This is a genomic window from Streptomyces sp. NBC_00659 (assembly GCF_036226925.1).
In the GTDB taxonomy this organism is placed as follows: domain Bacteria; phylum Actinomycetota; class Actinomycetes; order Streptomycetales; family Streptomycetaceae; genus Streptomyces.
Genome location: NZ_CP109031.1, coordinates 2,840,015 through 2,865,475, shown reverse-complemented (window position 1 = coordinate 2,865,475; position 25,461 = coordinate 2,840,015). Strand labels below are relative to the sequence as shown.

Below are 25,461 nucleotides of genomic sequence, written 5' to 3'. Positions count from 1 at the left end.
CACGTACGACACACTGCGTAGCGGCCACTGGGAGAGGGGCGTACATGGGCTTGACGGTCCTCTATCTGGCATTCGGCATTGTCGCGCTGTGGCTGCTCGGCGAGGTGCTGCTGCAGTACAAGGCGCGGCTGCGCTTCCGGCTGCTCGCCTTCGTCGGCTTCCTCGGTGTGGTCCTCGGCGTGCTCATGCACTCGGTCGTGGTCATCGGCCTGGGCGCGGCCGCCTTCACGGTCGGCCAGACCTATGTGACGCTGTCGTTCCGCCAGGGCTTCGCGCAGGGCTGGGCCATCAAGGGCCCCGGCGTGGAGGACAAGCCCGGCAAGCTCAGCAAGCGTCGCCGCGGCGAGCCGGACGAGGCGGACCCGGCGGAGGAGAACTCCGACCTCGAAGAGGTCGAGGTGGCCGCCTACCGGCGCGAGGACCAGTACGCCGACGAGGACGACGTCTTCACGCCCGCCCCGTCCGACCGGTTCGCGCCCCCGGAGCCGGCCGAGCCCACGGCCGCCGAGCCGGCCTCGGTCTACGAGCCGCAACCGCTGCCCGAGGACACCGGTTCCTACGGTGTCTACGACTCCGGCGCGTACGCCGCCGCCACCGACCAGTCCTACGCCGGTGCGTCCCAGGCCCAGGCCCAGGACCAGCAGGCCTACTCGACGGGCCAGAACCAGCAGGCCTACGCCACGGGCCAGAACCAGCAGGCCTACGCGTACGACGGCTACACGGGCTACGACCAGCAGCAGCAGTACGGCTACGGCAACGGCGAGCAGCAGTACGCCACCTATACGGACCCGTACACCGGCCAGCAGACGTACACGGGTGCCACGTACGACCAGACCGCCTACAACGGCGGCGACCAGCAGTACGCACAGCAGCAGAACTACGGCCAGGACCAGTACGCCACCGGCACGTACGGCGGCGAGACCCCGGCCGAGGGCGTCTGGGTGCCGCAGCAGCGCACCGACGAGTACGGCGGCGAAGTCCCGCCCGAGCAGCAGCAGTACCCGTACCAGGGCAACGGCAGCGCCGGGTACGACGAGCAGTACCGCTACTGACCGGCAGGCCGCGGCGACGGCCTCCCGCACCGCTGCCCGCCGGCACGTTCACTGCGAGCCCTGGAACTCCGGCCCTTCCACGATCAGTCCGGCCACCAGAGCGCCCGACATGCCGGCGTGCGGCAGACCGCCGCCGGGGTGTGCCCAGCCCCCGGCCGCGAACAGCCCCGGTATCCGCGTGGTGTTCGACGGGTGCAGCAGCCGGCCGTCCGCCGCGGCGAGCGCCGGGGCGGGAACCGCGCCGCCCTCCACACCGGTCGCCTCCGCGATGTCGGCCGGGGTGCGGACCTCGTGCCACAGGAGCCGGTCCCGCAGACCGGGCAGGGCCCGCTCGGCGGCGTCGAGAACCCGCTCCACGTCCTGCCCGGACACCTGAGCGCCGGACGGGACCGTGACGGTCAGCGTGACGGCCTCGTGCGCCGCGTCCGGAACGAGCGCCGGGTCGTCAGGACGTGCCACCACGACGGTCGGCGCCGCGGGCACGCCCGGACGCTCCCCGAAGAGCCGGTCCAGCTCACCCTCGCGGTCGGCCGAGTGGACCACCGTCCGGTGCGCCGTTCCGGCGGGCCGTCCGCCACGCAGCGCGAGCAGCAGCGTCAGTCTGCTGGACCTGGCGGGCCGCGGCGGCACCTCGTCACCGCCGCGGAGCGGCGCCCCGGCGACGAGGCCGTCCAGGGCCCCGGGCGCCACGCCCGCGACCACGAAGTCGGCCTGCTCGAACGTGTCTTCCCCGGATCCGGAGGAGTCCGGGCCGCTTCCGGCACCGGAAGCGGCGGAGTCGTCCCGGGAGAGCTCCACACCGACGACCCGGCCGTCCTTCTCGACGATCCCTCCGACGGGGGTCCCGAAACGGAACTCGACCCTGCGCTCCAGGCACCGCTCGTACACGGCGCGCGCCAGCTCCCGGATGCCACCGCGCACGTACCAGCTGCCGAAGGCGTGGTCCATGTACGGCAGTACGGCGGCGCTCGCCGGGGTGGCGCGCGGGTCCAGCCCGTACACCAGGGCGTGGCTCTCCAGGAGGGCTGTCAGGCGCGGGTCGCGCAGCTCCCAGGCGGCGACCTCGGCGAGGGTGCCGGCCCGGCGGGTGCGCAGCAGCTTCTTGTGCGGCACCGAGGGATAGGGCTCGCGTTCGGCCAGCACCGTCCAGTTGGGCCACAGCGGCTCCTCCAGGAGCGGCCGGCGCGAGCGGTCCCACGCCTCCCGGGCCCGCACCAGGAACTCGCCCCACCGCGCGCCCGCACCGTCGCCGAGCGTTTCGTCCAGCGCGGTGAGCACGCCCGCGCGCGAGGCGTTCGGCAGGGACACCCGGGTGCCGTCGGCGAAGACATGGGCGGCCGACGGGTCGACCTGCACCAGCTCGACGCACTCCTCCAGCGGCCGCTTCCCGGTCTTGACGAACAGGTCGCGATAGACCGCGGGCACCGGCAGCAGCCCCGGGCCCGTGTCGAACACGAACCCGTCCCGCTCGAAGCGGCGCACCGCACCGCCGTACGTCTCCGTCCGCTCGTACACCACCACCCGGTGGCCCGCGACGGCCAGCCGGGCGGCGGCCGCCATCGCGCCCATCCCGGCGCCGATCACCGCAATCCGTCCCATGGCGGCGACTTTATCCGCCGCCACCGACAGTCCCGTCAGTCGCGGTCCGCGTACGGCGCCCCGCCGGGTGGCCGCTCCACCGCCGCGGCCGTCCGCCGTTCCTCCCGGCGCCGCGCCCGGCGGCGCAGGAACCGTCTGACGCGCGAGAGAAGGAAGCAGAGCGCCGTGAGCCCGGTGAAGAGCAGGGCACCGGCCACGACCGCCGCGGCCCAGGGATGGAAGAGCGCGAGCGTGACGACGCCCGCGACCCCGAGATCCTCGACGGTGCTCACGGCGATGTTGCTGAACGGCTCCGGCGAGGTGTTGACCGCCATCCGTGTCCCGGCCTTGACCGTGTGGCTCGCCAGCGCCGTCGAACCGCCGAGCAGGGCCGCCGTCAGATCCGAGACCGAGCCGCTCTGCCCGGCGAGCAGCGCCCCGACCCAGGCACCCGCCGCCGGCCGGATCACGGTGTGCACGGAGTCCCACACCGAGTCGACGTACGGGATCTTGTCGGCGACCGCCTCGCAGAGGAAGAGAACGCCGACTGTGACCAGGATCTCAGGGCGTTGCAGGGCCTCCGGGACGTCGTCGCTCAGCCCGGTGGCGCCGAAGAGGCCGAGGAGCAGCACGACCGCGTACGCGTTGACGCCGCTGGCCCAGCCGCTGGTGAAGACCAGGGGGAGTACGGACACGGAGGGGATCGTAACCAGGGGGCGACGGGGGCGTCCTGGGGTTGAGCACGTATGTCTGAGTATCCGTACCTACTGGGTGAGATGAGTAGGCGCACGGATGGGTCCGACCTGCGCGAACGAGAGAGTGGAGACACGGAAAGGGGCGCGGCTCCGGCACCGCCGACACGGGGCGGCGGAACGGACCTCGCGCCCTTGTCCGCTCCTTCCGCCGGCTTGCTCGGCGGGAGCGAGACACGGGGGGGACCCGGGGGACAACCGAACGGGGGCCCAACGGGGGGCACGGGGGAGCACGAAGGAAGCGCCGGTACGGACGGCCCGCGGGGGAAGCGGCCGAACGGACCGGCGCTTTCGTGCGCACGGCGTGAAGCGGCGCGGCGGGGAGCCGCGCCCGGTGTCAGCGGTGGCCGCTCACCCGCCCCTGGAGCAGCCGGGACAGTGCCGCGTGCACGTCGTCCAGGGAGCGCTCCGGCTGGAAGGCCTGCCAGTCCAGGGCGGCCACGAGGACCATCCCGACCAGCGCCGCCGCGGTCAGCGGAATGTCGATCTCGTCGCTGAGTTCCCCGCCCGCCACCGCGTCGCGCAGAACGCCCTCGACGACCGCCACCGCCTGCTGCCGCACCACCATCAGGGTGGACTGCCAGGCCCGGTTGGTACGCCAGAGCTCCGCCACGTAGAGCTGGGTGAACGCCGGATAGCGGTTGATGAATTCGAGCCCGGCCCGGATCATCGCGTCCAGTGCGTCGACCTTGCTGCCGCCGTCCCGGTCGGTCTTCTCCGCCGCCTCCCGCAGCGAGGCGGTGAGGAGCCCGACGCCATGGCGCAGCAGCTCTTCGAAGAGGACCGATTTGCTCGCGAAGTTGTAGTAGACCGTGCCCTTCGCGACCCCGGCCCGCTCGGCGATCTCGTCCACCGTGGTGGCGGAGAAGCCCTGTTCGGCGATCAGGGTGACGGCCGCCTCGTAGAGCTTCTGCCGGGTCGCCTCGCGACGGCTGCCGCCGCCCGCCGTGGTGCTGCTGCTTTCCATGGCTCCGATTGTCACAGGAGCACCCGCGCGCGTGGTCACAGGCTCAGCTCCGGATGCAGCCGGTCGAGGGTCCAGACCTGCCTGCGCCGGGCCGTCAGGGCGGTGAGCGCGAGCGCGCCCACCGTGAAGGCCGTCAGGACGGCGCACGCGGTCCGTACCGGCTCCAGGCCGCCGCCGGTGATGAGCCTGCGGAGCGCCTCGACGATGTAACTCATCGGCAGGAAGGGGTGGATCGCGTTGAAGAAGCCCGGACTGGTCTGGACGGGGTACGTGCCGCCCGCCGACGTCAGCTGGAGCATCAGGAAGGCCAGGACGAGGATCCGGCCCGCGGCTCCGAAGCGGGCGTTCAGCCACTGCACGATCGCCGCGAAGCAGGCCGTCACCAGGAACAGGAAGCCGACCGTTCCCGCCGCACGGACCATCTGGAGCCCGATCGCCCAGTGCAGCACCGCCATCAGGGCGGCCGTCTGAAGGATGCCGACGACGACGACCGGAAGCCAGCCCGCCAGCGCGATGCGCCACGCCGAGGCGCCCGCCGCGAGCGCGCGCCGGTTCAGCGGCTGGATCAGCATGTACGCCACCATCGCGCCGACCCACAGGGACAACGGAATGAAGTACGGGGCGAATCCCGTGCCGTAGTTGGGCGCCTTGTGCAGGTCCCTGGAGGCCATCTGCACCGGGTCGGCCATGACCTGGGTGCGCAGATCGCGGTCGGGCTTGTCGTAGTCGGGGATCCGCTCGGCGCCGTCGTGCAGGCCGCCCGCCAGCTTCCCGGAGCCGCCGACGAGCTTGTACAGGCCGCCGTCGAGGTCGCCCGCACCGGTCTTCAGCCGGCCGACGCCCTTGTCGAGGGTCGCCGCACCGGTCCTGGCGGTGCCGAGACCGGAGTGCAGCCGCTTCGAGCCCCTGGCGACCGCGGCGGCGCCCTCGTTCAGCTTGTCGATCTTGGAGACGGCGTCGTCGAGGTCCTCGGCGAGATGCGGCGAGCGATCGGCGAGGGCGCGCGCCTGCTTCTCCAGCGTCGCCAGGTTCTTGTCCAGTTCGACGAGGTCGCCGTCCTGGTCGCCGATCAGGGCGTTCACGTCGTCGGCGACCTTGACGACGTCCGAGGCGGCCTCCGCCGCCTTCGTCAGCTCGGGACACGCCGGGTCGGGGACCGGCAGGGTCTCGCACCGCGAGCGGTGGACGGCGTTCAGCGCGTCGGAAGCGGTGCGCGCGCCCTTGGCCGCGGCCGGAGCGGTCTTCACCAGGGTGTCGAGGTTGTGGCGGATCCCCGCGGCGGAGTCGGCGACCAGCCGTGCGGTGTCGCCGATCGACTTCTCGTTGTCCTCCAGGAAGGGGCCCACCTTGTCCGCGACCCCGTCGACCTTGTCGGCCAGCGCCCGGGTGCCGTCCGCGACCTGCCGCGAACCGTCCTCCAGGTCGCCCGCGCCCGTGGTGAGCTTCCGGAGGCCCCCGGAGAGCTTTCCGCTGCCCTGCTTGGCCTCCTTCAGGCCGTCGGCGAGATCTTTGGAGCCCTGCTTGGCCCTGCCGATGCCGCTGTTGAGCCGGTCGGCGCCGTCGGCCGCCTGCACGGTCTTCCCGTGGATGTCCGAGAACGAGATGAAGATCTTGTCGAGGAACGAACGCGAGGCCTTCGTGGAGGCGGCCGTCCGTACCTCGCTGAACACCGTGCGGGAGATCTGTCCGACGATGTAGTTGTTCGCGTCGTTGGTCCGCACCTGGAGCGCGCTCGTCTCGGGGGAGGTCCCGGAGCTGGACGCGATCCTTCTGCTGAAGTCGCCCGGCATGGTCAGCGACAGGTAGTACGTGCCGTCCTCCACGCCCCGGCGGGCCTCGGCAGGGCTCACCTCGTGCCACTCGAAGGTGTCGCTGTCGCGCAGCCCCTTGGTGATGGTGTCCCCGACGGTGACCCTGCGGCCGTCGGCCGTCGCTCCCTCGTCGGCGTTCACCAGTGCCACGGGGATGCGGTCGAGACGGCTGTACGGGTCCCAGAACGACCACAGATAGAGGGCGCCGTAGAGCAGGGGCAGCAGCAGAAGCGCGACCAGGGCGGCGCGCGGGAGCTTGCCCCGGCCGAAGCGGCGGAGTTCGAGAAGGGCCAGTTCAGGCGAGCGCATCGGCCGTCTTCCTGTCGCGGTTCCCGCTGTCGCTGTCGCTGTCGCTGTCGGCGGCGGGGGTGGTGGCGGTGTCTGCGTCTTTGTTCGCGACCGGGTCCGCGTCAGCGTCCGGGTCCTGGTCCGCGTGCTTGTTTGCGCCCGCGTCCGCGTCTACGTCCGCGTCTTTGTTTGCGTCGGTGGTCATGTCGGCGGTGCCGACGCCGTCCTCGGATGGCGTGGCGGGCGTGGCGGGCGGGACGGTGCCGGGGGCCTCTTCGCAGGCGGTCCCCGCCGTGGCGACCGGCGTGGTGGAGACGACGACGGCGCCCTCGGGAGCCTCGCTGCACACCGCCACGACCGTCGTTCCGGACTCGGTGAGAGACGTCAACAGGGCCCAGACCTCGGACCGTTCGGCGTCCGAGAGCTTGAGGTCGGTGTCGTCGACGCCGAGCAGCCTCGGGCGGCCGATCAGGGCCAGCGCGAGGGACAGCCGCAGCGTCTCGACCCGTTCCAGATCGCGTACCGCGGTCCTCGGTCCCTTGGGCAGGGTGTCCGGGTCGAGCCCGGCGGCGGCCAGCGCGGCGTCGATCCGTGCCGCGGCCTCTCCCGCCCGCTCGCCGCGAGGCCGCAGCAGGGCGCGCAGCGAACCCCCGAACCGCCGCTGGAGCAGGGCTCGTTCCCGCAAGTGCTCCCCGACGGTCAGCGCGGGGTCGAGGTCCGTGACACCGGGCACGTGCGCGAGCGCGCTGGTCCGGCGCACCGCGGCCAGTTGCTTCGGCAGCCTCGCCGCACCCACGGCCGCCGTCCCCTCGGTGGCCTTCATCCGGCCCGTGAGGGCGAGCAGCAGGCACGTGCGGCCGGATCCCGACGGCCCCTCGATCGCGATGAGCGATCCGGGTTCCGCATCGAGACGGACCCCGCGGAAAGCCCACCCGCGGGGTCCCTCGAGTCCGAAGTCCTCGGCCGTGACACGCAGTCCGTGCGGACCGTCCACAGCTCCCCCATCCTCTGGAACACATCGAACTACTTTTGAACTGACTGGTCAGTGCAAAAACTAACCCGAACTTGCGATCGAAGCAAAAGCGCAGGTCAGAACGGATTGTCAGTGGCATACCGCACGATGGGCACATACGGCCACAGTGCCGTCACACGACGACAGGAGGTTCGTCATGGCCAACACTTCCGCAGCCGCCGCCCGTCGGCGCCGCGCCACCGGCCCTGCCCCCTCACTGACCACCGGACCGGCGGGCGACGTCCACCCCGTGCTCCGCCGGGCCACGGCCCCGCCCGCCGCCCTCGACCTGCTCTCCCAGGCCCGCGCCGGACTTGACGAGGCGACGGCACTGGAGACGTCCAACGAGCGTTACGCGACGGCCCATTTGGCCGCGCTGCGCACCGCCGCCGCCGTCCTCGCCGCGCGTGCCCGCCCGGAGCCCTCGTCGCGGCGCAGAGCCCGAATCCGCAGCGCCTGGGAAGTCCTCCCGGAGATCGCTCCCGAACTGACCGAGTGGAGCGCCCTGTTCGCCTCCGGGGCCACCCGCCGTGCCCGCGCGGAGGCCGGCATCCAGGGGGCGGCCACGACCCGTGACGCCGACGACCTGATACGCGACGTCGCCATGTTCCTGCGCCTGGTCGAGCGGATGCTGGCGTTGCAGCCCGTGCTGCCCCAGCCGCGCCAGGACGGAGACCGGGACCAGAGCCGGGACCGGGACCGGACGGACGGCGCGGACAGGGAGGTTCCGGACGCGGGTTGACGGGAGGGAACCCCGGACGGGCGGGCGATCCGGCGTGCGCGCCTCGCGTGATCCGGCGCGCGTGAGACGGAGGGCCGGTCACGGTGGCGGAGGCAATAGGGTGGAGGCGCCTGCTGCCTCCCCGCCGGGAGGCCCGAAGATCGCTCCGCCGTTTCAACAGGCGGTGCCGCGCCGAGGAGTCAACTGCCGTGTCGGACCCGATGCGCCCCCGCGCTTCTCTCCGTACCGCCGTGGTCTGGGAGGTCCTGAGGGACGCCCTGGACCGTCAGGTCAAGGCCGCTGGGCGGGAGTCGCTCGACGTACTCGACACGGGCGGCGGCAGTGGCAACTTCGCCGTGCCCGTGGCCCGCCTCGGCCACCGTGTCACCGTCGTCGACCCCAGCCCGAACGCGCTGTTCGCGCTGGAGCGGCGCGCCGCCGAGGCCGGCGTCGCCGACCGCGTGCAGGGTGTCCAGGGCGACGCCCACGGCCTCTTCGACGTGGTCGAGCGAGGCCGCTACGACGCCGTGCTGTGCCACGGCGTCCTCGAGTACGTGGACGATCCGGCCGAGGGCGTCCGCAACGTCGTGGACGCGCTGCGCCCCGAGGGTGTGCTCAGCCTCCTCGCCGCGGGCCTGGGCGGTGCCGTGCTGGCCCGCGCCCTCGCCGGGCACTTCAAGGAGGCCCGGCACGCGCTCGACGACCCGGACGGACGCTGGGGCGAGAGTGATCCCGTTCCGCACCGGTTCACCGCCGACCAGCTCACCTCCCTGGTCGCGGGCGCCGGCCTGCACGTCGCCGCCGTGCACGGCGTACGGGTCTTCGCGGACCTGGTGCCGGGGGTCCTGGTGGACACCGAGCCGGGTGCGCTGGAGGCACTGCTGAAGCTGGAGGCGGCGGCGGCCGAGCTGACCGCGTTCCACTCCGTGGCCACGCAGCTCCATGTGCTCGGTGAGGCCCGAGAGGCCACGGAGGACTGAGCGGCCCCCCGGTGCGGCGCTGATCAGGGGCTCGGCGGCGGATGGAGTACACCACAGACCACCCGATCGAGTGCTCGGCGCCGTATGATCGGGGGAGACCGTCCGGCATGACGGACCGTTCGCTGGGGAATGCACGCCTCAGCGCATCGGGGCGCCATGAAGGGTTCCGGTCGGTGAATTGGCGTAGAGGGCGGGTTTCACGGGGCCGATTCCCTGCCTATCCTGAAGGGGACCCCCGGTCGCCCCGGCGACTGCACGATGAGGAGGACTCCGTGCCGCTCTCGGAGCACGAGCAGCGAATGCTCGAGCAGATGGAGCGAGCGCTGTACGCCGAAGATCCCAAGTTCGCGACAGCGCTTGAGGGAAGCGGGCTGCGTACGTACACCCGGCGACGGGTCTACCAGGCGGTCGTCGGCTTCCTGGTTGGTATTGCGCTCCTCATGGCTGGAATGGTCGCGGTTCAGATCTGGCTGAGCGTGGTGGGCTTCCTCGTCATGCTGAGCTGTGCGGTGCTCGCCGTCACCGGTTGGCGCAAAGCTCCCAAGCCGGGTGAGCAGCCGACCGTGCCGGGCTCGCCCGCAGCTCGTCGGCAGAGCCGGCAACGCCGTTCCATGATGGACCGCATCGAGCAGCGCTGGCAGCGTCGTCGCGACGAGCAGGGCGGCAACTGAGCCTCCGGCTTCGCCGCCGCAGACATACGCGTGAAGGGGCGTCCACCCGCATCCGGGTGGACGCCCCTTCACGCGTATGCGCGGCCGAAGCCCCGGAAGCACCGGCCCTTGAAGCACCAAGCCCGGCGCACCAACCCCGAAGCGCCGACCGCGTGGTGCCGGCCGCATGGTGCCGGTCCAGTGGCGCCAGCCCCCCGCCAGGCCGGCCCCCGCCAGGCCGGGAAACGCTCAAGCCTGGCGGAGGGACCCGGGCCGGTCCGCGTCAGCCGTTCTGGCGTGACGGGCGGTGGAACAGGGCCTGCCGACGGGCGGACAGCCGGGTTCTCAGAGCTGCCCAGGCGGCCGAGGCCATCCAGATCATCCGGACGGCCGAACGGGGGAGGAGAAGAGCACGCAGGCGCGCGGGACCGCTCGCGGACGTCCTGAAGGACTTCCCGACCCGGCGCGCGTCGTTCGCGAGGCCCGCCGGCGGCCGGGGGTGCGGAGCGTAGAGAACCAGCTCCACGGCCACGGCCAGCCGGTACACCGCCGCCGTGGCCTCCGGATCCAGTTCCCCGAGCCCGACGATCCGCTCGGCCGTCATCCTCGGTGTCTGCGACTCCGTCGGCCCGATCCCGTAGTCCCACGCCGTATCGGTGACCTCCGACCAGGCCCCCAGCGTGTACGCCGCCACGTCCGCCTCGGTGCGGCCGTGGCCGCCGAGCCGGACCGCCCGTACCCGCATCCGCCACAGCATGGGCAGCAGCAGCATTCCCAGGACCAGGAGCCCGGCCAGCGTCAGCAGGAGGATCTCCGTCATGGGCCCGTCGTCGTCCGCGGGGCCGAGCGCCGTCGCCGCGGACTGTTCCGTGCAGGCTGCCAGCTTCCGCAGCTGGGGCGAGCAGCTCTCGCTCGCCGCCGGTTCGACCGAGGGTGCGGGGGACGTCGAGAGCGTCGGATTCGGGGCCGCGGACTCGACCGCGCCCGGCGTGTTCGTCTGGGTGTACAACGGCACCGAACCCCGGCTCGGGGTCGGCTCGAAACGGGTCCAGCCCACGCCCTCGAAGTACAGCTCGGGCCAGGCATGCGCGTCCCGCAGTCCCACCGCCATCGAACCGTCCGCCTGCGGGGTCCCCGAGGTGAAGCCGACCGCCACGCGGGCCGGAATCCCGAGGGTGCGCGCCATCGAGGCCATCGCGAAGGAGAAGTGGACGCAGAAACCCTCCTTCTCCTTCAAGAAGTTCGCGATCGCGGCGGAGCCGCTGCCAGCCTGCACCTGGGTGTTGTACCGGAAGTCGCCGCTGACCGCGAAGTAGTCCTGGAGCCTGACCGCCTGCTCGTAGTGGTTGGCCGAGCCCGCGGTGACCTTGCGGGCCGTTTTCGCCACCACCGCGGGCAGCGACTTCGGAACCTGGGTGTACTCGCGCCTCATCGCGGGCGAGGCCTCCGGGGCGCCCGCCAGCTGCTGCGCCGTCGGCGCCACCATCAGGCTCGTGACCTCGTACTGCACGCCACGGGTGTTCTGTCCGTGGTCGCCGACGAGGGTGCGCCCCACGGGTTCGTAGCGCCACCTGCCCTTGATGTCCACCTTGCTGGCCGGATACGGCATCGGCAGCCAGTCCTGCGCGTACCAGTCGGCCGCGGCGATCCGGGTGCGGATCGCCGCCCGCTTGACCTGGCCGTCCAGACCGGCCGGCGCCGGGAACGTCTTCGGCACGTCCACGATGTGGCGCTGCGCCGGCTTCCACGCGGTGCCGTCGAAGTCGTCCAGCGAGACGATCCGCAGATACAGGTTCTGTGTGTCCGCGGTGTCCGTGCGGTACGTCAGGACCGTGCGGTCCTCGTCCACGTTCAGGCTGTCGCGGAGCGAGACCAGCGGGTTCACCGCGGCGATCGTGCCGCCCCCGGGGCCGTTGCCGATGCCCCGGCCCGCGCCGCCCAGCAGACCGCCGTCGAGCCCGGGCAGCACGAACGGCACGAACAGCGCGACGACCACGGCGACCGCCCCGATCCGCCGCCCGAAGCGGACGGGCGCGACGACACCGCTCGCGGACTCCTGGCCGGGTGCCCGGGCCGCTCCGCCGAAGACGCGGCCCCACTGGGAGAGCCGGTCCCGGCTCTCGGTCAGCAGCAGCATCAGATAGCCGACCGCCGCGAGCAGGAAGCACAGCCAGCCCGCGCCGCCGTTGAGGCCCGCGGCGACCGAGTACAGGGCGAGCAGCGGAAGGCCGGCGGGCGCGGCGCTGCGGTAGGTCACCGCGAGGGTGTCCACCACGAGTCCGATCACCAGGACGCCGCCGATCACCATCAGCCGGATCCCGTCCGACAGCGGAGCCGGGATCGAGTACCTGCCGATGTCGTCGGTGCCCGCCTGGAGCAGCGCCGAGAAGTGCTGGAAGGCCTCGGGCCCGGGGACGATCCCGGCGAGGGCCTGTTCCCGGGCGAAGACCAGCGTCAGCAGCATCAGCGTCGCCAGCGCCTGCGCCGCCACGGTCAGCGGCCGGGCCAGCGGGACCCGCCGGGTCAGCGCCCCGACGCCGGTCTGCAAGGCCAGCAGGAACGCCGCCTGGAAGATCCATGTCTCCGGGCTCACCAGCGGCAGCAGCGCGCTCGACGTCATCACCGTGGCCGCCCACGCCCACAGCGCCAATCGGGCCCGCCCGCTCATACGCCACCATCCCCCGCGGTAGTACCCGTCGACGCCGCATGCGTGCGCTGACGGTCCGCCTCGCGCCACAGCTCGGCGAGCGACACCCCCCGCGGCACCCTCACGGCGGTCCAGCCCGCCTCGCGCAGCATGCGCAGCGGGTCCGTGCGCTCGACCGGCGGGCCGGGCGCCTCGGCCGGCTCCCGCACCCAGGACTCACTGTCCAGCAGAAAGGCGATGGCCCCGCCGCTGCGCTGGCGCATCTTGCCGAGCACGTCCGCCTGCTCCTCGTCGAGATCGCCGAGAAAGGCGATCAGCAGTCCTTCGTCGCCGCCGCGCAGCACTTCGTACGCCCGGGACAGGCCCGTGCCGTCCGAGTGGTCGACGACGGCGAGCGTGTCCATCATCATCCCCGCCGCGTCCGCCGACTCCTGGCTCGCGCCCGCGAACCCGTCGGCGCTCTCGCCGGGCACCGAACTGCCGGTGTCCGTCAGAAGGCGTACCGAGAAGCTCCGTTCGAGCATGTGCAGCAGCGTGGACGCCGTTCCCGAGACCGCCCATTCGAAGGCCGAGTCGGGTCCCACGCCCTGGAAGGCGATGCCCCGGGTGTCCAGCAGCACGGTGCAGCGGGAGCGCTGGGGCTGTTCCTCGCGGCGGACCATCAGCTCGCCGTAGCGGGCGGTCAGCCGCCAGTGCACACGGCGCAGGTCGTCGCCGTAGCGGTACCCGCGCGGAATGATGTCGTCCTCGCCGGCCAGGGTGAGCGAGCTCTGGCGCCCGTCGCCGTACCCCTTCGCGTCGCCGGTCAGCCGCACCGATGGCAGCGTCTCCACGCGCGGTATGACGGTCAGGGTGTCGTACGCCGAGAAGTCGCGGGTCAGCTCGCACATGCCGAACGCGTCGGTCAGCCGCAGTTGCAGCGGGCCGAGCGGATAGCGGCCGCGCAGGTCCGAGCGGACCCGGTAGGACACCTCGCGGCGGCCGCCCGCCTCCACCCGGTCCAGCACGAAGCGGGGGCGCGGACCGAGGACGTAGGGAACCTTGTCCTGGAGCATCAACAGGCCGGTGGGCAGCCGCGAGATGTTGTCCATGCGCAGATGCACGCGGGCTTCGGAGCCCGCGGACACGCGCCCGGGGGAGAGCCTGCGGCTGCCCGCGACCCGGTAGCGGGTGCGGTACAGCACGGCCGCGCAGAGCAGCGGCACGATCGCGAGGAGCAGGCCGACCCGGCGCAGATCGTTCTGCCCCAGCACGTACGCGCAGATCATGGCGGCCACACCGGCGGCCAGGAACGAGCGACCGCGTGTCGTGAGCCCGGCGAGCGCGGTGCGCAGCCCGCCCTTGTCCCCCTCGGCGGTGTGCTCCGTGCTCGCCTGCGTCATCACAGCCTCCGGGGCGGCTGCTGACCGAACGTGGGCGCGCCCCGGCCCATCGAGAGGCCGGACTGCTGGGGAGCGGCGGGCACCGGGGTGCGCTGGAGGATCTCCAGCACGACCTGCTCGGACGTGCGGCGGTTCAACTGCGCCTGGGCCGTGGGCAGCAGGCGGTGGGCCAGGACCGCGACGGCGAGCGCCTGCACATCGTCCGGCAGCGCGAAATCCCGGCCGCTGAGAGCGGCGGACGCCTTCGCGGCGCGCAGCAGATGCAGCGTGGCACGCGGTGAGGCGCCGAGTCTCAGGTCGGGGTGGGTGCGCGTGGCCGCCACGAGGTCCACCGCGTAGCGGCGCACCGGGTCGGCGACATGGACGGTGCGGACCGCGTCGATCAGTTTCACGATGTCGTGGGCGTGGGCGACAGGCTGGAGGTCGTCCAGCGGGCTCACGCCGCCGTGGATGTCCAGCATCTGCAGTTCGGCTTCCGCGCTGGGGTAGCCGATGGAGACACGGGCCATGAAGCGGTCGCGCTGGGCCTCCGGCAGAGGGTAGGTGCCCTCCATCTCGACCGGGTTCTGGGTGGCCACCACCATGAACGGGCTGGGCAGTTCGTAGGTCTGCCCGTCGATGGTGACCTGGCGCTCCTCCATCGACTCCAGCAGCGCGGACTGCGTCTTCGGCGAGGCGCGGTTGATCTCGTCGCCGATCACGATCTGCGCGAAGATCGCGCCCGGCTTGAACTCGAAGTCCCGGCGCTGCTGGTCCCAGATCGACACACCCGTGATGTCCGAGGGCAGCAGGTCGGGCGTGAACTGGATGCGCCGCACCGAGCAGTCGATGGAACGTGCCAGCGCCTTGGCGAGCATGGTCTTGCCGACGCCCGGGACATCCTCGATCAGAAGATGGCCCTCGGCGAGCAGCACGGTCAGCGAAAGCCGTACGACCTCTGGCTTGCCTTCGATCACTCTTTCCACCGAACTGCGGACACGCTCCGCAGTGGCGGTCAGATCTGTGAGGCTCGCTCGATCGTCATAGGTCGTCACCCGGCCCTCCTAGGCCCTTCGGGCCGACGCCCTGTGCGGACCGGCCCACCCCGAAACACGGGCACCACGCGCGAAGGTTCCGCGTGACGCCACACCCGCATTCTTGTTGCCGTTACCGGTTCGTGTCATCCGCCTGTGGACAAGTGGCCGCGATATGTCAGTTCTTGCGGCTCTTTGGGCGCCGGACAGCCGGGGTTTTGGTGCAGAGAGGGTCCCACGAGCTGCGGAGGACCGGCGACCGGGAGCTCCGGAGGGGCCCGTCAGGAGGGGTCGATCTCCCGCAGCAGACCCGTCGTGACGTCGAAGACGAAGCCCCGTACGTCGTCGGTGTGCACCAGAAAAGGGGAGGTGCGCACGCGCTGCATCGACTGCCGTACGTCCTGCTCGACGTCCCGGAAGGCCTCGACCGCCCAGGCGGGGCGCTGGCCGACCTCCATCTCCAGGTCGTGCCGGAACTCCTCCGTGAGGGATTCCAGGCCACAGCCGGTGTGGTGGATGAGGGCCACGCTGCGGGTGCCGAGGGCGCGCTGGCTGATGGTGAGGGAGCGGATCACGTCGTCGGTGACCACGCCGCCCGCGTTGCGGATGGTGTGGCAGTCGCCGAGCTGCAGGCCGAGCGCGGCGTGCAGGTCGAGACGGGCGTCCATGCACGCGACCACGGCGACCCGCAGCACGGGGTGGGCGTCCATTCCCGGGTCGGAGAAGGCGGCGGCGTATTTCCCGTTCGCGTCGACGAGTCGGTCGGTGACCGTGCGCTCGTCGTCTATGACGTCTTCGGGTTCGGCGGGAACAGATGCGGAAGTCGACATACCTGTGACGTTACTGGTCACGCTTGGGCCGGTCCTGTTGTGAGAGGGGACAAAGAATGCCATCGCGGCTTGTTGTGAGGTAATCCACACGGGCGGTGACGACGTGCACGTTCGGATGATTCTTCCGGATCCGCGGCTTCGGTCCGAGCGCCGTCCGCGACGCGCAAGCCAGTTGGTTGACCGCGCGACACCGTGGACTAAAGTGACGCGAAGCGGGAGGCGAGGCTCTCCCCGTTGGACTGTTTTCCCCAGGAGACCCGGCGACTTTCCGGAGTTTCCCCGCGTGCGCAGCGCGTACGTACGGCTCGGCCTCCTCCTGCTCCCGGTCGGCTGACGCCATTCATCCGGCGCCGGCAGGCCTCCCCTTCCCGAGCGGGTGGGGACCCGGCGGTGCGTACGGCCGCGCCGGACCTGAGAGGGCCCGGAATGAAAGGGCGCGAAGCGCTTCCCGACGAGGGTGACAGCGGGCGACCGGAGGGACAGAGCCGACACGTCCCGGTCATGCTCCGGCGGTGCCTGGACATGCTGGCCCCGGCCCTCGCCGAGCCGGGAGCCGTGGTCGTCGACTGCACGCTCGGGCTCGGCGGTCACAGCGAGGCACTGCTCACCCGGTTCCCCGGAGTGCGGCTCGTCGCCCTGGACCGTGACAAGGAGGCGCTGCGCCTCTCCGGAGAGCGGCTCGCCCCCTACGGTGACCGCGCCGCCCTGGTGCACGCCGTCTACGACGAACTGCCCGACGTGCTCGACCGTCTGGACATCCCGCGCGTCCAGGGCGTCCTGTTCGACCTCGGTGTCTCGTCCATGCAACTCGACGAGGCCGACCGGGGGTTCGCGTACGCGCAGGACGCCCCGCTCGACATGCGCATGGACCAGACGACCGGCATGAGCGCCGCCGAGGTGCTCAACACCTACCCGCCGGGTGAACTGGTGCGGATCCTGCGGGCGTACGGCGAGGAGAAGCAGGCCAAGCGGATCGTCTCCGCGGTCGTGCGCGAGCGCGACAAGGAGCCCTTCACCAACAGCGCGCGGCTCGTCGAGCTGATCCGTGACGCGCTGCCCCAGGCGGCCAAGCGCACCGGCGGCAACCCCGCCAAGCGCACCTTCCAGGCGCTGCGCATCGAGGTCAACGGCGAACTGAGTGTCCTGGAGAGGGCGATTCCCGCGGCCGTGAAGGCCCTCGCCGTCGGCGGCCGCATCGCCGTGCTGTCGTACCACTCGCTGGAGGACCGGCTGGTCAAGCAGGTGTTCGCGGCCGGCGCCGCCAACACCGCGCCGCCCGGACTGCCGGTGGTCCCCGAGCGCTACCAGCCCCGGCTCAAGCTCCTCACCCGCGGTGCCGAACTTCCCACCGAGGAAGAGGTCGCCGAGAACCGGCGGGCCGCTCCCGCCCGGCTGAGGGGAGCGGAGCGCATCCGCGAGGAGTCCGCCGAGTGAGGCGCGGGGAGAAGGAGGGGCCGTGAGGCGGAAACCCGGGCTCGCGCGACGCCGTGGGCCCGATTCCCGGACCCGCCGGCCTTCGGGGACCGGGCATCCGGACCCGCGCCGGTTCCCCGGGCCCGGGAACCGGACGCACGGTGGTTTCGTGAATAGGGGAACCGGACCCATGGAGCACCCGTGAAGGCGGCGCACCAGAGCCACAGGGAGGGCGCGTGAGCGGCAGACCCGAACTCAGGGGACGGGCCGCCCGGCTCGCGCGGCTCCTCCCGGCCGGGGCCGGGCAGGCGGCCCGCACCCCCTTCGTCCTCCTGGTCGTCCTTCTCCTCGGCGGCGGCCTCATCGGGCTCCTCGTGCTGAACTCGGCGCTCAGCGAAGGCGCGTTCCGCCTCGACGACCTCCAGAAGGAGACCAAGAGCCTGACCGACGAGGAACAGGCCCTCCAGCGGGACGTGGACTCCTACTCGGCCCCCGACGCCCTCCAGCGCCGCGCCCGCGAACTCGGCATGGTCCCCGGCGGCGATCCGGCCTTCCTCGGCCCCGACGGAAAGGTCAAGGGCGTTCCCGGAGCCGCCGGATCCGCCGCGCGCGCCCCGGTGATCACCCCGCCCGAGGCCCTCGCCCCCTCCCCGGCCCGTACCCCGAGCCGGGCCGCGGGTCCGGCGCCCGGCGCGACACCGGCTCCCGGCTCGCGGCAGCGCTCCGCGGGAGCGTCCACACAGCCCCCCACAACCCCTGGCAGGTGACGGAAGTGTCCGACAGGGAACCGCCGCGCCGCCGGGTGCCCGGCCCCGCCAGGCCCGCGCGACCCGCCGGCCGGAACCGTCCGGGGCCGGGTGCCCGCCCGGCACGCCGCCCGGCCGCGAACCGTTCCGACGGCCCGCGTCTCATCCGGCTCGGCAGCCCGCGCCCCCGTCTGCGCATGGTCAGCCTCGCCCTGACGCTGGTGATGATCGCGTTCGTCGTACGGCTGCTCCAGGTGCAGGCCGTGGACGCGGGCACCTACGCCGCCAAGGCCGAGCAGAACCGCTACGTCGGGCGCACCCTGGCCGCCGAGCGCGGCGGGATCACCGACCGGGACGGCGTCGAGCTGGCGACGAGCGTGGACGCGTACGACATCACCGCGGACCCGACGATGTTCACCCGCGAGGCCACCAAGGTGGGGGACGCGCCCGAACAGGCCGCCGCACTCCTCGGCCCGATCATCGGCCAGGACGTCGACACCGTCGCCAGGAAACTGCGGACGGCGAACACCCGCTACGTCCTCCTCGCGCACCGCCGCACCCCCCAGGTCTGGCAGCAGATCAAGGACCTCAAGAGCACCCTCGGGACCAAGGCCGAGACCGACCGGAGCACGGTCAACGTCCTCGCGGGCGTCCTCGCAGTACCGGCCAGCAAGCGGGTGTACCCGAACGGCGACCTCGCCGCCGGGATACTGGGCTGGGTCAACGCCGAGGGCAAGGGCGCCGGAGGCGTCGAGCAGCAGCTGGACAAGGAGCTCACCGGCAAGGACGGCAAGATCCGCTACGCCCAGTCCGGGGGCCGTCAGGTGCCGACCGTGGGTTCCACCGAGACACCGGCCGTGGCCGGTTCCGACGTCGAGCTCACCATCGACCGGGACATCCAGTGGGCCGCGCAGGACGCCATCAGCGAGCAGGTGAAGAAGTCCAGGGCGGACCGCGGCTACGTGATAGTGCAGGACACGAGGACCGGCCAGATCCTCGCCATGGCCAACGCGCCCGGCTTCGACCCCAACGACCTCACCCAGGCCAACGCGGCGGCCATGGGCAACGCGGCGCTCCAGGACGCGTACGAGCCCGGTTCCACCGCCAAGGTGATGTCGATGGCCGCCGTCCTCCAGGAGAACGCGGCGACCCCCGCGACCCATGTCGTCGTGCCCAACCGGCTGCACCGCGGCGACCGGCTCTTCCAGGACGACGTCGACCACAAGACCTGGAACCTCACGCTCAACGGCGTGCTCGCCATGTCCAGCAACATCGGCACCATCCTGGCGACCGGCCAGCTCGGAAAGACCCAGAAACAGGCCAACCAGGTCCTCTACTCGTATCTGCGCAAGTTCGGCATCGGCAGCCAGACCGGGCTCGCTTTCCCCGGCGAGACGGCGGGCATCCTCGCTCCCGCCGACAAGTGGTCGACCTCGCAGCAGTACACGATCCCTTTCGGCCAGGGCGTGTCGATCAACGCGATGCAGGCGGCCTCCGTCTACTCGACGATCGCCAACGGCGGCGTCCGCGTCGAACCGACCCTGGTGCGCGGAACGAAGGGGCCCGACGGCCGCTTCACACCCGCCGCCGAGCCGAGGAAGACCCGGGTCGTGAGCGAGAAGACGGCGAAGACACTCGCCCAGATGCTGGAGTCCGTGGTGGACGACAAGCAGGGCACCGGCATCAGGGCGCGCATCCCCGGGTACCGGGTCGCGGGCAAGACCGGTACGGCCAACCGCGTGGATCCGGCCACCGGGAAGTACCACGGCTACACCTCCTCCTTCGCCGGCTTCGCCCCCGCCGACAAGCCCCGGATCACCGTCTACTGCGCGATCCAGAACGCCACGAAGGGCAGCTACTACGGCGGCCAGATCTGCGGACCCGTCTTCAAGCAGGTGATGGAGTTCGCCCTCAAGACCCTTCAGGTCCCGCCCACCGGCGCGCACGCCGCCCGTCTGCCCGTGGAGTTCACGCCGTGACCGCCTCCGACCGCACGCCCTGATCAGCCCTCACGCACAACGGACCAGGAACCACTCGTGACAACGATCACCCCGGACCCCGGGAACCAGCCCACCCCTCACACCCCGTCCGCGCCCTCGCTTCGCCCCGGCGGGGGTGAGCCCGGTACGCTCACCGCCGTGCCACAAGCTGATCAGTCCCAAACCACCCAGAAGGGCGTCCCTGTGACATATCCGGGGCCGCCGCGTCCGGTTCACGTCTCCGCCATCCCCGTCGCGGAGCTGGCCGATCAGCTGGGCGCCGCGAGGCCGACGAGCGACGCCGGGGTCACGGGCATCACCCATGACTCCCGGGCGGTGCGGCCCGGCGACGTGTACGCCGCCCTGCCCGGCGCCCGTCTGCACGGAGCCGACTTCGTGACCCAGGCGGCCGGCCTCGGCGCCGTCGCCGTGCTCACCGACCCGACCGGCGCCGACCGCGCCGCGGCCACCGGTCTGCCGGTCCTCGTCGTCGAGAACCCGCGCGGATCGATGGGCGAGCTGGCGGCCACCATCTACGGCCACCCGGGACGCGATCTGCTCCAGATCGGCATCACGGGCACCTCCGGCAAGACCACGACGGCCTATCTCATCGAGGGCGGTCTGAAGACGGTCCACTCCACCGGCCTGATCGGCACGGTCGAGATGCGCATCGGCGACGAGCGCATCAAGTCGGAACGCACCACACCCGAGGCCACCGACCTCCAGGCCCTGTTCGCCGTCATGCGCGAGCGCGGGGTCGACTCCGTCGCGATGGAGGTCTCCAGCCACGCACTGGTCCTCGGCCGCGTCGACGGCTGCGTCTTCGACGTCGCCGTCTTCAACAACCTCAGCCCGGAACACATGGAGTTCCACACCGGCATGGAGGACTACTTCCAGGCCAAGGCGCAGCTGTTCACGGCCAGACGCAGCCGGCTCGGCGTCGTGAACCTCGACGACGAGTACGGTCGCCGGCTCTCCGGGGAGGCCACCGTCCCGGTCGTCACCTTTTCCGCCGAGGGCTACCCGGACGCCGACTGGCGCGCCGAGAACGTCGAAGTCGGTCCGATGGACTCGACATTCACCGCGGTCGGCCCCAAGGGCGAGCGGATCACCGCCCGCTCGCCGCTCGCGGGCCCCTTCAACGTGGCCAACGCCCTCGCCGCGATCGTCGCCCTCGCGGCCGCCGGACTCGACCCGCAGACCGCCGCGGACGGCGTCGCCGCCGTCCCGGGGGTCCCGGGTCGGCTGGAGCGCGTGGACGCGGGCCAGCCGTACCTCGCCGTCGTCGACTACGCCCACAAGACGGACGCCGTCGAATCCGTCCTGCGCGCCCTGCGCAAGGTGACCGAGGGCAGCCTGCACGTGGTGCTCGGCTGCGGCGGCGACCGTGACAAGACCAAGCGGAAGCCGATGGGCGCGGCCGTGGCCCGGCTCGCCGACACCGCCGTCCTCACGTCCGACAACCCCCGTTCCGAGGATCCGCTCGCGATCCTCGCCATGATGCTCGCGGGCGCCGCCGAAGTGCCGGCGCACGAGCGCGGCGAGGTCCAGGTCTTCGAGGACCGGGCCGCCGCCATCGCCGCGGCCGTCGCGCGCGCAAAGCCGGGAGACACCGTGCTGGTCGCGGGCAAGGGCCACGAGCAGGGCCAGGACATCGCCGGGGTGGTGCGTCCCTTCGACGACCGCCAGGTGCTTCGCGAAGCTATCCAGCAGACCCAGGGATGAACTTGTGATCGCCCTTTCTCTCGCCGAGATCGCAGCAGTCGTCGGCGGGCAGACGTACGACATACCGGATCCGGCGCTACAGGTCACCGGACCGGTCGTCAGAGACTCCCGTGAAGTGGAGTCCGGCAGCCTCTTCGTCGCCTTCGTCGGCGAACGCGTGGACGGGCACGACTACGCCGGGGCGGTGATCGCGGCCGGCGCGGCCGCCGTCCTGGCGTCCCGCCCCGTCGGCGTGCCCGCCATCGTCGTCGACGACGTGCAGACGGCTCTCGGCGCCCTCGCCCGCCATGTCGTGGAACGCCTCGGCGCGACCCTCGTGGCCCTCACCGGCTCCGCGGGCAAGACCAGCACCAAGGACCTGATCGCCCAGGTGCTGCGGAGCAAGGCGCCGACCGTCTTCACCCCCGGTTCCCTCAACAACGAGATCGGACTGCCGCTCACCGCGCTCAGCGCCACCGAGGAGACGAAGTTCCTCGTGCTGGAGATGGGCGCCCGCGGCATCGGCCACATCCGTTATCTGACGGAGCTCACCCCGCCGAGGATCGGTCTCGTCCTCAACGTCGGCACCGCCCACATCGGCGAGTTCGGCGGCCGCGAACAGATCGCGCAAGCAAAGGGCGAGCTCGTCGAGAGCCTCCCCGAGGACGGCGCCGCGATCCTGAACGCCGACGATCCCCTCGTCCGCGCCATGGCGTCGCGCACGAAGGCGCGCGTGATCCTCTTCGGAGAGTCCGACGAAGCGGACGTACGGGCCGAGAACGTCCGGCTCACGGAGAGCGGACAGCCTTCCTTCAGTCTTCGCACACCCTCCGGGTGCAGTGATGTGACCATGCGCCTGTACGGTGAGCACCACGTGTCGAACGCGCTCGCCGCGGCCGCCGTCGCCCATGAGCTGGGCATGTCCGCAGACGAGATCGCCCGCGCGCTCTCCGAGGCGGGCTCCCTCTCCCGCTGGCGGATGGAGGTCACCGAGCGTCCGGACGGCGTGACGGTCGTCAACGACGCCTACAACGCGAATCCCGAGTCCATGCGAGCCGCCCTGCGCGCGCTCGCGGCGATGGGCAAGGGACGTCGTACGTGGGCGGTGCTCGGTCAGATGGCCGAGCTCGGGGACGAGGCGCTCGCCGAGCACGACGCGGTCGGACGGCTTGCCGTCCGGCTCAATGTCGGCAAGCTCGTCGCGGTCGGGGGCAGGGAAGCGTCCTGGCTGCAACTGGGCGCATATAACGAGGGTTCGTGGGGTGAGGAGTCGGTGCACGTGTCCGACGCACAGGCGGCTGTCGACCTGTTGCGCAGCGAGCTGCGCCCAGGGGACGTCGTGCTCGTGAAGGCGTCCAGGTCCGTCGGGCTGGAACGGGTGGCGCTCGCGCTGCTCGCCGACGGTACCGAGGGTGAGGTTTCCGCCCGATGATGAAGCAGATCCTGTTCGCGGGAGTCCTCGGTCTGTTCCTGACCCTGGCCGGCACTCCGCTGCTGATCAAGCTGCTGGCCAAGAAGGGCTACGGCCAGTACATCCGCGACGACGGCCCGCGCGAGCACGCCAGCAAGCGCGGTACGCCGACCATGGGTGGTATCGCCTTCATCCTGGCGACGATCGCCGCCTACTTCCTGAGCAAGCTCATCACCGGCTACCCGCCGACCTACTCGGGTCTGCTGGTCCTCGGCCTGATGTTCGGCATGGGCATGGTCGGCTTCCTGGACGACTACATCAAGATCGTCAAGCGTCGTTCGCTCGGTCTGCGGGCCAAGGCGAAGATGGCAGGACAGCTGATCGTCGGCATCTCCTTCGCGGTGCTGGCCCTGATGTTCCCCGACAACCGGAACAACACCCCGGCCTCCACCAGGCTGTCGTTCATCACCGACTTCGGCTGGAAGATCGGCCCGGTGCTGTTCGTGCTCTGGGCGCTCTTCATGATCCTCGCGATGTCGAACGGCGTGAACCTCACCGACGGCCTCGACGGTCTCGCCACCGGCGCCTCCGTCCTCGTCTTCGGCGCCTACACGTTCATCGGCGTCTGGCAGTTCCAGGAGTCCTGCGCCAACGCGATCACCCTGACCAACCCGGGTGCCTGCTACGAGGTGCGCGATCCGCTCGACCTGGCCGTGGTGGCCTCCGCCCTGATGGGTGCCTGCCTGGGCTTCCTGTGGTGGAACACGTCGCCCGCCAAGATCTTCATGGGCGACACGGGTTCGCTCGCCCTCGGCGGTGTCCTCACCGGCCTGGCCATCCTCTCCCGCACCGAGTTGCTGGTGGCCATCATGGGCGGCCTGTTCGTCCTCATCACCATGTCGGTGGTCATCCAGGTCGGCTCCTTCAAGCTGACCGGGAAGCGTGTCTTCCGCATGGCCCCGCTTCAGCACCACTTCGAACTCAAGGGCTGGTCCGAAGTCCTTGTGGTGGTCCGATTCTGGATCATCCAGGGTATCTGCGTGATCGTCGGACTCGGCCTCTTCTACGCAGGATGGGCAGCCAAGAAGTGACCAACTGGCAGGGGAAGCGCGTCACCGTCGCCGGCCTCGGCGTCTCGGGAATCCCGGCGGCCAAGGTCCTGCACGGCCTCGGAGCGCTCGTCACGGTCGTCAACGACGGCGACGACGACCGGGCCCGTGCGCAGGCCGTGGAGCTGGAGGCGCTCGGCGTCACCGTGCGCCTCGGTGACGGCGCGACCCTGCCCGAGGGCACCGAGCTCATCGTGACCGCGCCCGGCTGGCAGCCGGACAAGCCGCTGTTCGCCGCGGCCGCCGAGGCGGGCGTCCCGGTCTGGGGCGACGTCGAACTCGCCTGGCGGCTGCGGGAGCTGGACGGCAGGGAGCCGGCCCCCTGGCTCGCGGTCACCGGCACCAACGGCAAGACCACGACCGTCCAGATGCTCGCCTCCATCCTGAAGGCGGCGGGCCTGCGCACGGCGGCGGTCGGAAACATCGGGGTCTCCCTCCTCGACGCCGTCCTCGGCGAGGAGAAGTACGACGTCCTCGCGGTCGAACTCTCCAGCTACCAGCTCCACTGGGCGCCCTCGCTGCGCGCCCACTCCGGGGCCGTGCTGAACCTCGCGCCCGACCATCTCGACTGGCACGGCTCCATGGAGGCGTACGCCGCCGACAAGGGCCGTATCTACGAGGGCAATCGGGTCGCGTGCGTCTACAACGTGGCCGACAAGGCCACCGAGGACCTGGTGCGCGCCGCGGACGTCGAGGAGGGCTGCCGCGCCGTCGGCTTCACCCTCGGCGCCCCGGGGCCCTCCCAACTCGGCGTCGTGGACGGCATCCTGGTCGACCGCGCCTTCGTCGAGAACCGGCAGAAGAACGCCCAGGAGCTGGCGGAGGTCTCCGACGTCACTCCGCCCGCCCCGCACAACATCGCCAACGCCCTTGCCGCGGCGGCCCTCGCGCGCGCCTTCGGGGTGCCTCCCCGGGCCGTACGGGACGGGCTGCGGGACTTCACCCCGGACGCGCACCGCATCGCGCACGTGGCCGACGTGGACGAGGTCGCCTACGTCGACGACTCCAAGGCCACCAACACGCATGCCGCGGAAGCCTCCTTGGCGGCCTACGAGTCGATCGTGTGGATCGCCGGAGGGCTCGCCAAGGGCGCGGCCTTCGACGAGCTCGTCGCCCGGTCGGCGAAGCGGCTGCGGGGCGTCGTCCTGATCGGCGCGGACCGCGCGCTGATCCGTGAAGCCCTGGCGCGACACGCCCCCGAGGTACCGGTCGTCGACCTCGACCGGACCGACACTGGGGCGATGCTCGCGGCTGTCCAGGAGGCCAGGAGGCTCGCCGAGCCGGGGGACACCGTGCTGCTGGCCCCGGCCTGCGCTTCGATGGACATGTTCGCCAACTACAACAAGCGCGGTGACGCGTTCGCGGAGGCGGTCCGCGAACTCGGCGCCTGACCCGGTTGCCTGGCCGGGCGAACCA

The 25,461-nt window shown here is 71.6% G+C and carries 20 protein-coding genes; 11 read left to right on the top strand and 9 right to left on the bottom strand.

The genetic code is table 11. From position 1 onward, the window contains the following. Positions 1-44: 44 nt before the first annotated feature. Complete coding sequence (locus tag OG410_RS12465; protein WP_329299187.1) at positions 45-1,052, top strand: SCO2102 family sporulation regulator; 1,008 nt, start codon at positions 45-47, stop codon at positions 1,050-1,052. 48 nt (positions 1,053-1,100) lie between these two features. On the opposite strand, the gene OG410_RS12460 is transcribed toward OG410_RS12465, so the two are convergent. From OG410_RS12460 to OG410_RS12440, 5 genes are all read right to left on the bottom strand, one after another. After that, positions 1,101-2,651, bottom strand: a complete 1,551-nt coding sequence (locus OG410_RS12460) for a phytoene desaturase family protein (protein ID WP_329299186.1) — start codon at positions 2,649-2,651, stop codon at positions 1,101-1,103. Between the two features lie 35 nt (positions 2,652-2,686). Next, positions 2,687-3,325, bottom strand: coding sequence for a DUF4126 domain-containing protein (locus OG410_RS12455; RefSeq protein WP_329299185.1), 639 nt, complete (start codon positions 3,323-3,325; stop codon positions 2,687-2,689). 394 nt (positions 3,326-3,719) lie between these two features. Then, complete coding sequence (locus OG410_RS12450) at positions 3,720-4,349, bottom strand: TetR/AcrR family transcriptional regulator (protein WP_326788286.1); 630 nt, start codon at positions 4,347-4,349, stop codon at positions 3,720-3,722. Between the two features lie 35 nt (positions 4,350-4,384). Then, the gene (locus tag OG410_RS12445; protein WP_329299184.1) at positions 4,385-6,469 is read right to left on the bottom strand and encodes a YhgE/Pip domain-containing protein; all 2,085 of its coding nucleotides are present in this window, start codon (positions 6,467-6,469) and stop codon (positions 4,385-4,387) included. Continuing rightward, positions 6,456-7,442, bottom strand: coding sequence for an ATP-binding cassette domain-containing protein (locus OG410_RS12440; protein WP_329299183.1), 987 nt, complete (start codon positions 7,440-7,442; stop codon positions 6,456-6,458). Before OG410_RS12440 ends, OG410_RS12445 begins: the two co-directional genes overlap by 14 nt. Positions 7,443-7,617: 175 nt before the next feature. Between OG410_RS12440 and OG410_RS12435 the strand changes: the two genes are divergently transcribed. From OG410_RS12435 to OG410_RS12425, 3 genes are all read left to right on the top strand, one after another. Beyond that, complete coding sequence (locus OG410_RS12435) at positions 7,618-8,202, top strand: SAV_6107 family HEPN domain-containing protein (protein WP_329299182.1); 585 nt, start codon at positions 7,618-7,620, stop codon at positions 8,200-8,202. Positions 8,203-8,390: 188 nt separating this feature from the next. Next, a complete protein-coding gene (locus OG410_RS12430; protein WP_329299181.1) occupies positions 8,391-9,161 on the top strand; it encodes a class I SAM-dependent methyltransferase in 771 nt (256 codons plus the stop codon). A 272-nt stretch (positions 9,162-9,433) separates the two neighbouring features. Further along, entirely contained in the window at positions 9,434-9,832 is a 399-nt protein-coding gene (locus tag OG410_RS12425; protein ID WP_329299180.1) for a DUF3040 domain-containing protein, read from the top strand. A 262-nt stretch (positions 9,833-10,094) separates the two neighbouring features. Here OG410_RS12425 and OG410_RS12420 read toward each other — a convergent pair whose 3' ends face one another. From OG410_RS12420 to OG410_RS12405, 4 genes are all read right to left on the bottom strand, one after another. After that, entirely contained in the window at positions 10,095-12,479 is a 2,385-nt protein-coding gene (locus OG410_RS12420; protein WP_329299179.1) for a transglutaminase family protein, read from the bottom strand. Beyond that, entirely contained in the window at positions 12,476-13,840 is a 1,365-nt protein-coding gene (locus OG410_RS12415; RefSeq protein ID WP_329299178.1) for a DUF58 domain-containing protein, read from the bottom strand. The genes OG410_RS12420 and OG410_RS12415 overlap by 4 nt, the downstream gene beginning before the upstream one ends. Beyond that, positions 13,840-14,874, bottom strand: coding sequence for an AAA family ATPase (locus tag OG410_RS12410; RefSeq protein WP_329299177.1), 1,035 nt, complete (start codon positions 14,872-14,874; stop codon positions 13,840-13,842). Before OG410_RS12410 ends, OG410_RS12415 begins: the two co-directional genes overlap by 1 nt. Before the next feature lie 260 nt (positions 14,875-15,134). After that, positions 15,135-15,683, bottom strand: coding sequence for a beta-class carbonic anhydrase (locus OG410_RS12405; protein ID WP_329299176.1), 549 nt, complete (start codon positions 15,681-15,683; stop codon positions 15,135-15,137). A gap of 426 nt (positions 15,684-16,109) precedes the next feature. Between OG410_RS12405 and rsmH the strand changes: the two genes are divergently transcribed. From rsmH to murD, 7 genes are all read left to right on the top strand, one after another. Beyond that, the gene (gene rsmH, locus OG410_RS12400; protein WP_329299175.1) at positions 16,110-17,117 is read left to right on the top strand and encodes a 16S rRNA (cytosine(1402)-N(4))-methyltransferase RsmH; all 1,008 of its coding nucleotides are present in this window, start codon (positions 16,110-16,112) and stop codon (positions 17,115-17,117) included. A gap of 215 nt (positions 17,118-17,332) precedes the next feature. Continuing rightward, a complete protein-coding gene (locus tag OG410_RS12395; protein ID WP_329299174.1) occupies positions 17,333-17,863 on the top strand; it encodes an FtsB family cell division protein in 531 nt (176 codons plus the stop codon). A 5-nt stretch (positions 17,864-17,868) separates the two neighbouring features. Next, the gene (locus OG410_RS12390) at positions 17,869-19,821 is read left to right on the top strand and encodes a peptidoglycan D,D-transpeptidase FtsI family protein (protein ID WP_329299173.1); all 1,953 of its coding nucleotides are present in this window, start codon (positions 17,869-17,871) and stop codon (positions 19,819-19,821) included. Positions 19,822-19,878: 57 nt separating this feature from the next. Next, positions 19,879-21,546: a UDP-N-acetylmuramoyl-L-alanyl-D-glutamate--2,6-diaminopimelate ligase gene (locus OG410_RS12385; protein WP_329299172.1), complete on the top strand. Its 1,668-nt coding sequence runs from the start codon at positions 19,879-19,881 to the stop codon at positions 21,544-21,546. Positions 21,547-21,550: 4 nt separating this feature from the next. Beyond that, positions 21,551-22,957: a UDP-N-acetylmuramoyl-tripeptide--D-alanyl-D-alanine ligase gene (locus tag OG410_RS12380; RefSeq protein ID WP_329299171.1), complete on the top strand. Its 1,407-nt coding sequence runs from the start codon at positions 21,551-21,553 to the stop codon at positions 22,955-22,957. After that, complete coding sequence (gene mraY / locus OG410_RS12375; protein WP_329299170.1) at positions 22,954-24,027, top strand: phospho-N-acetylmuramoyl-pentapeptide-transferase; 1,074 nt, start codon at positions 22,954-22,956, stop codon at positions 24,025-24,027. Before OG410_RS12380 ends, mraY begins: the two co-directional genes overlap by 4 nt. Further along, entirely contained in the window at positions 24,009-25,436 is a 1,428-nt protein-coding gene (gene murD / locus OG410_RS12370) for a UDP-N-acetylmuramoyl-L-alanine--D-glutamate ligase (protein WP_329299169.1), read from the top strand. The genes mraY and murD overlap by 19 nt, the downstream gene beginning before the upstream one ends. Positions 25,437-25,461: the final 25 nt, after the last annotated feature.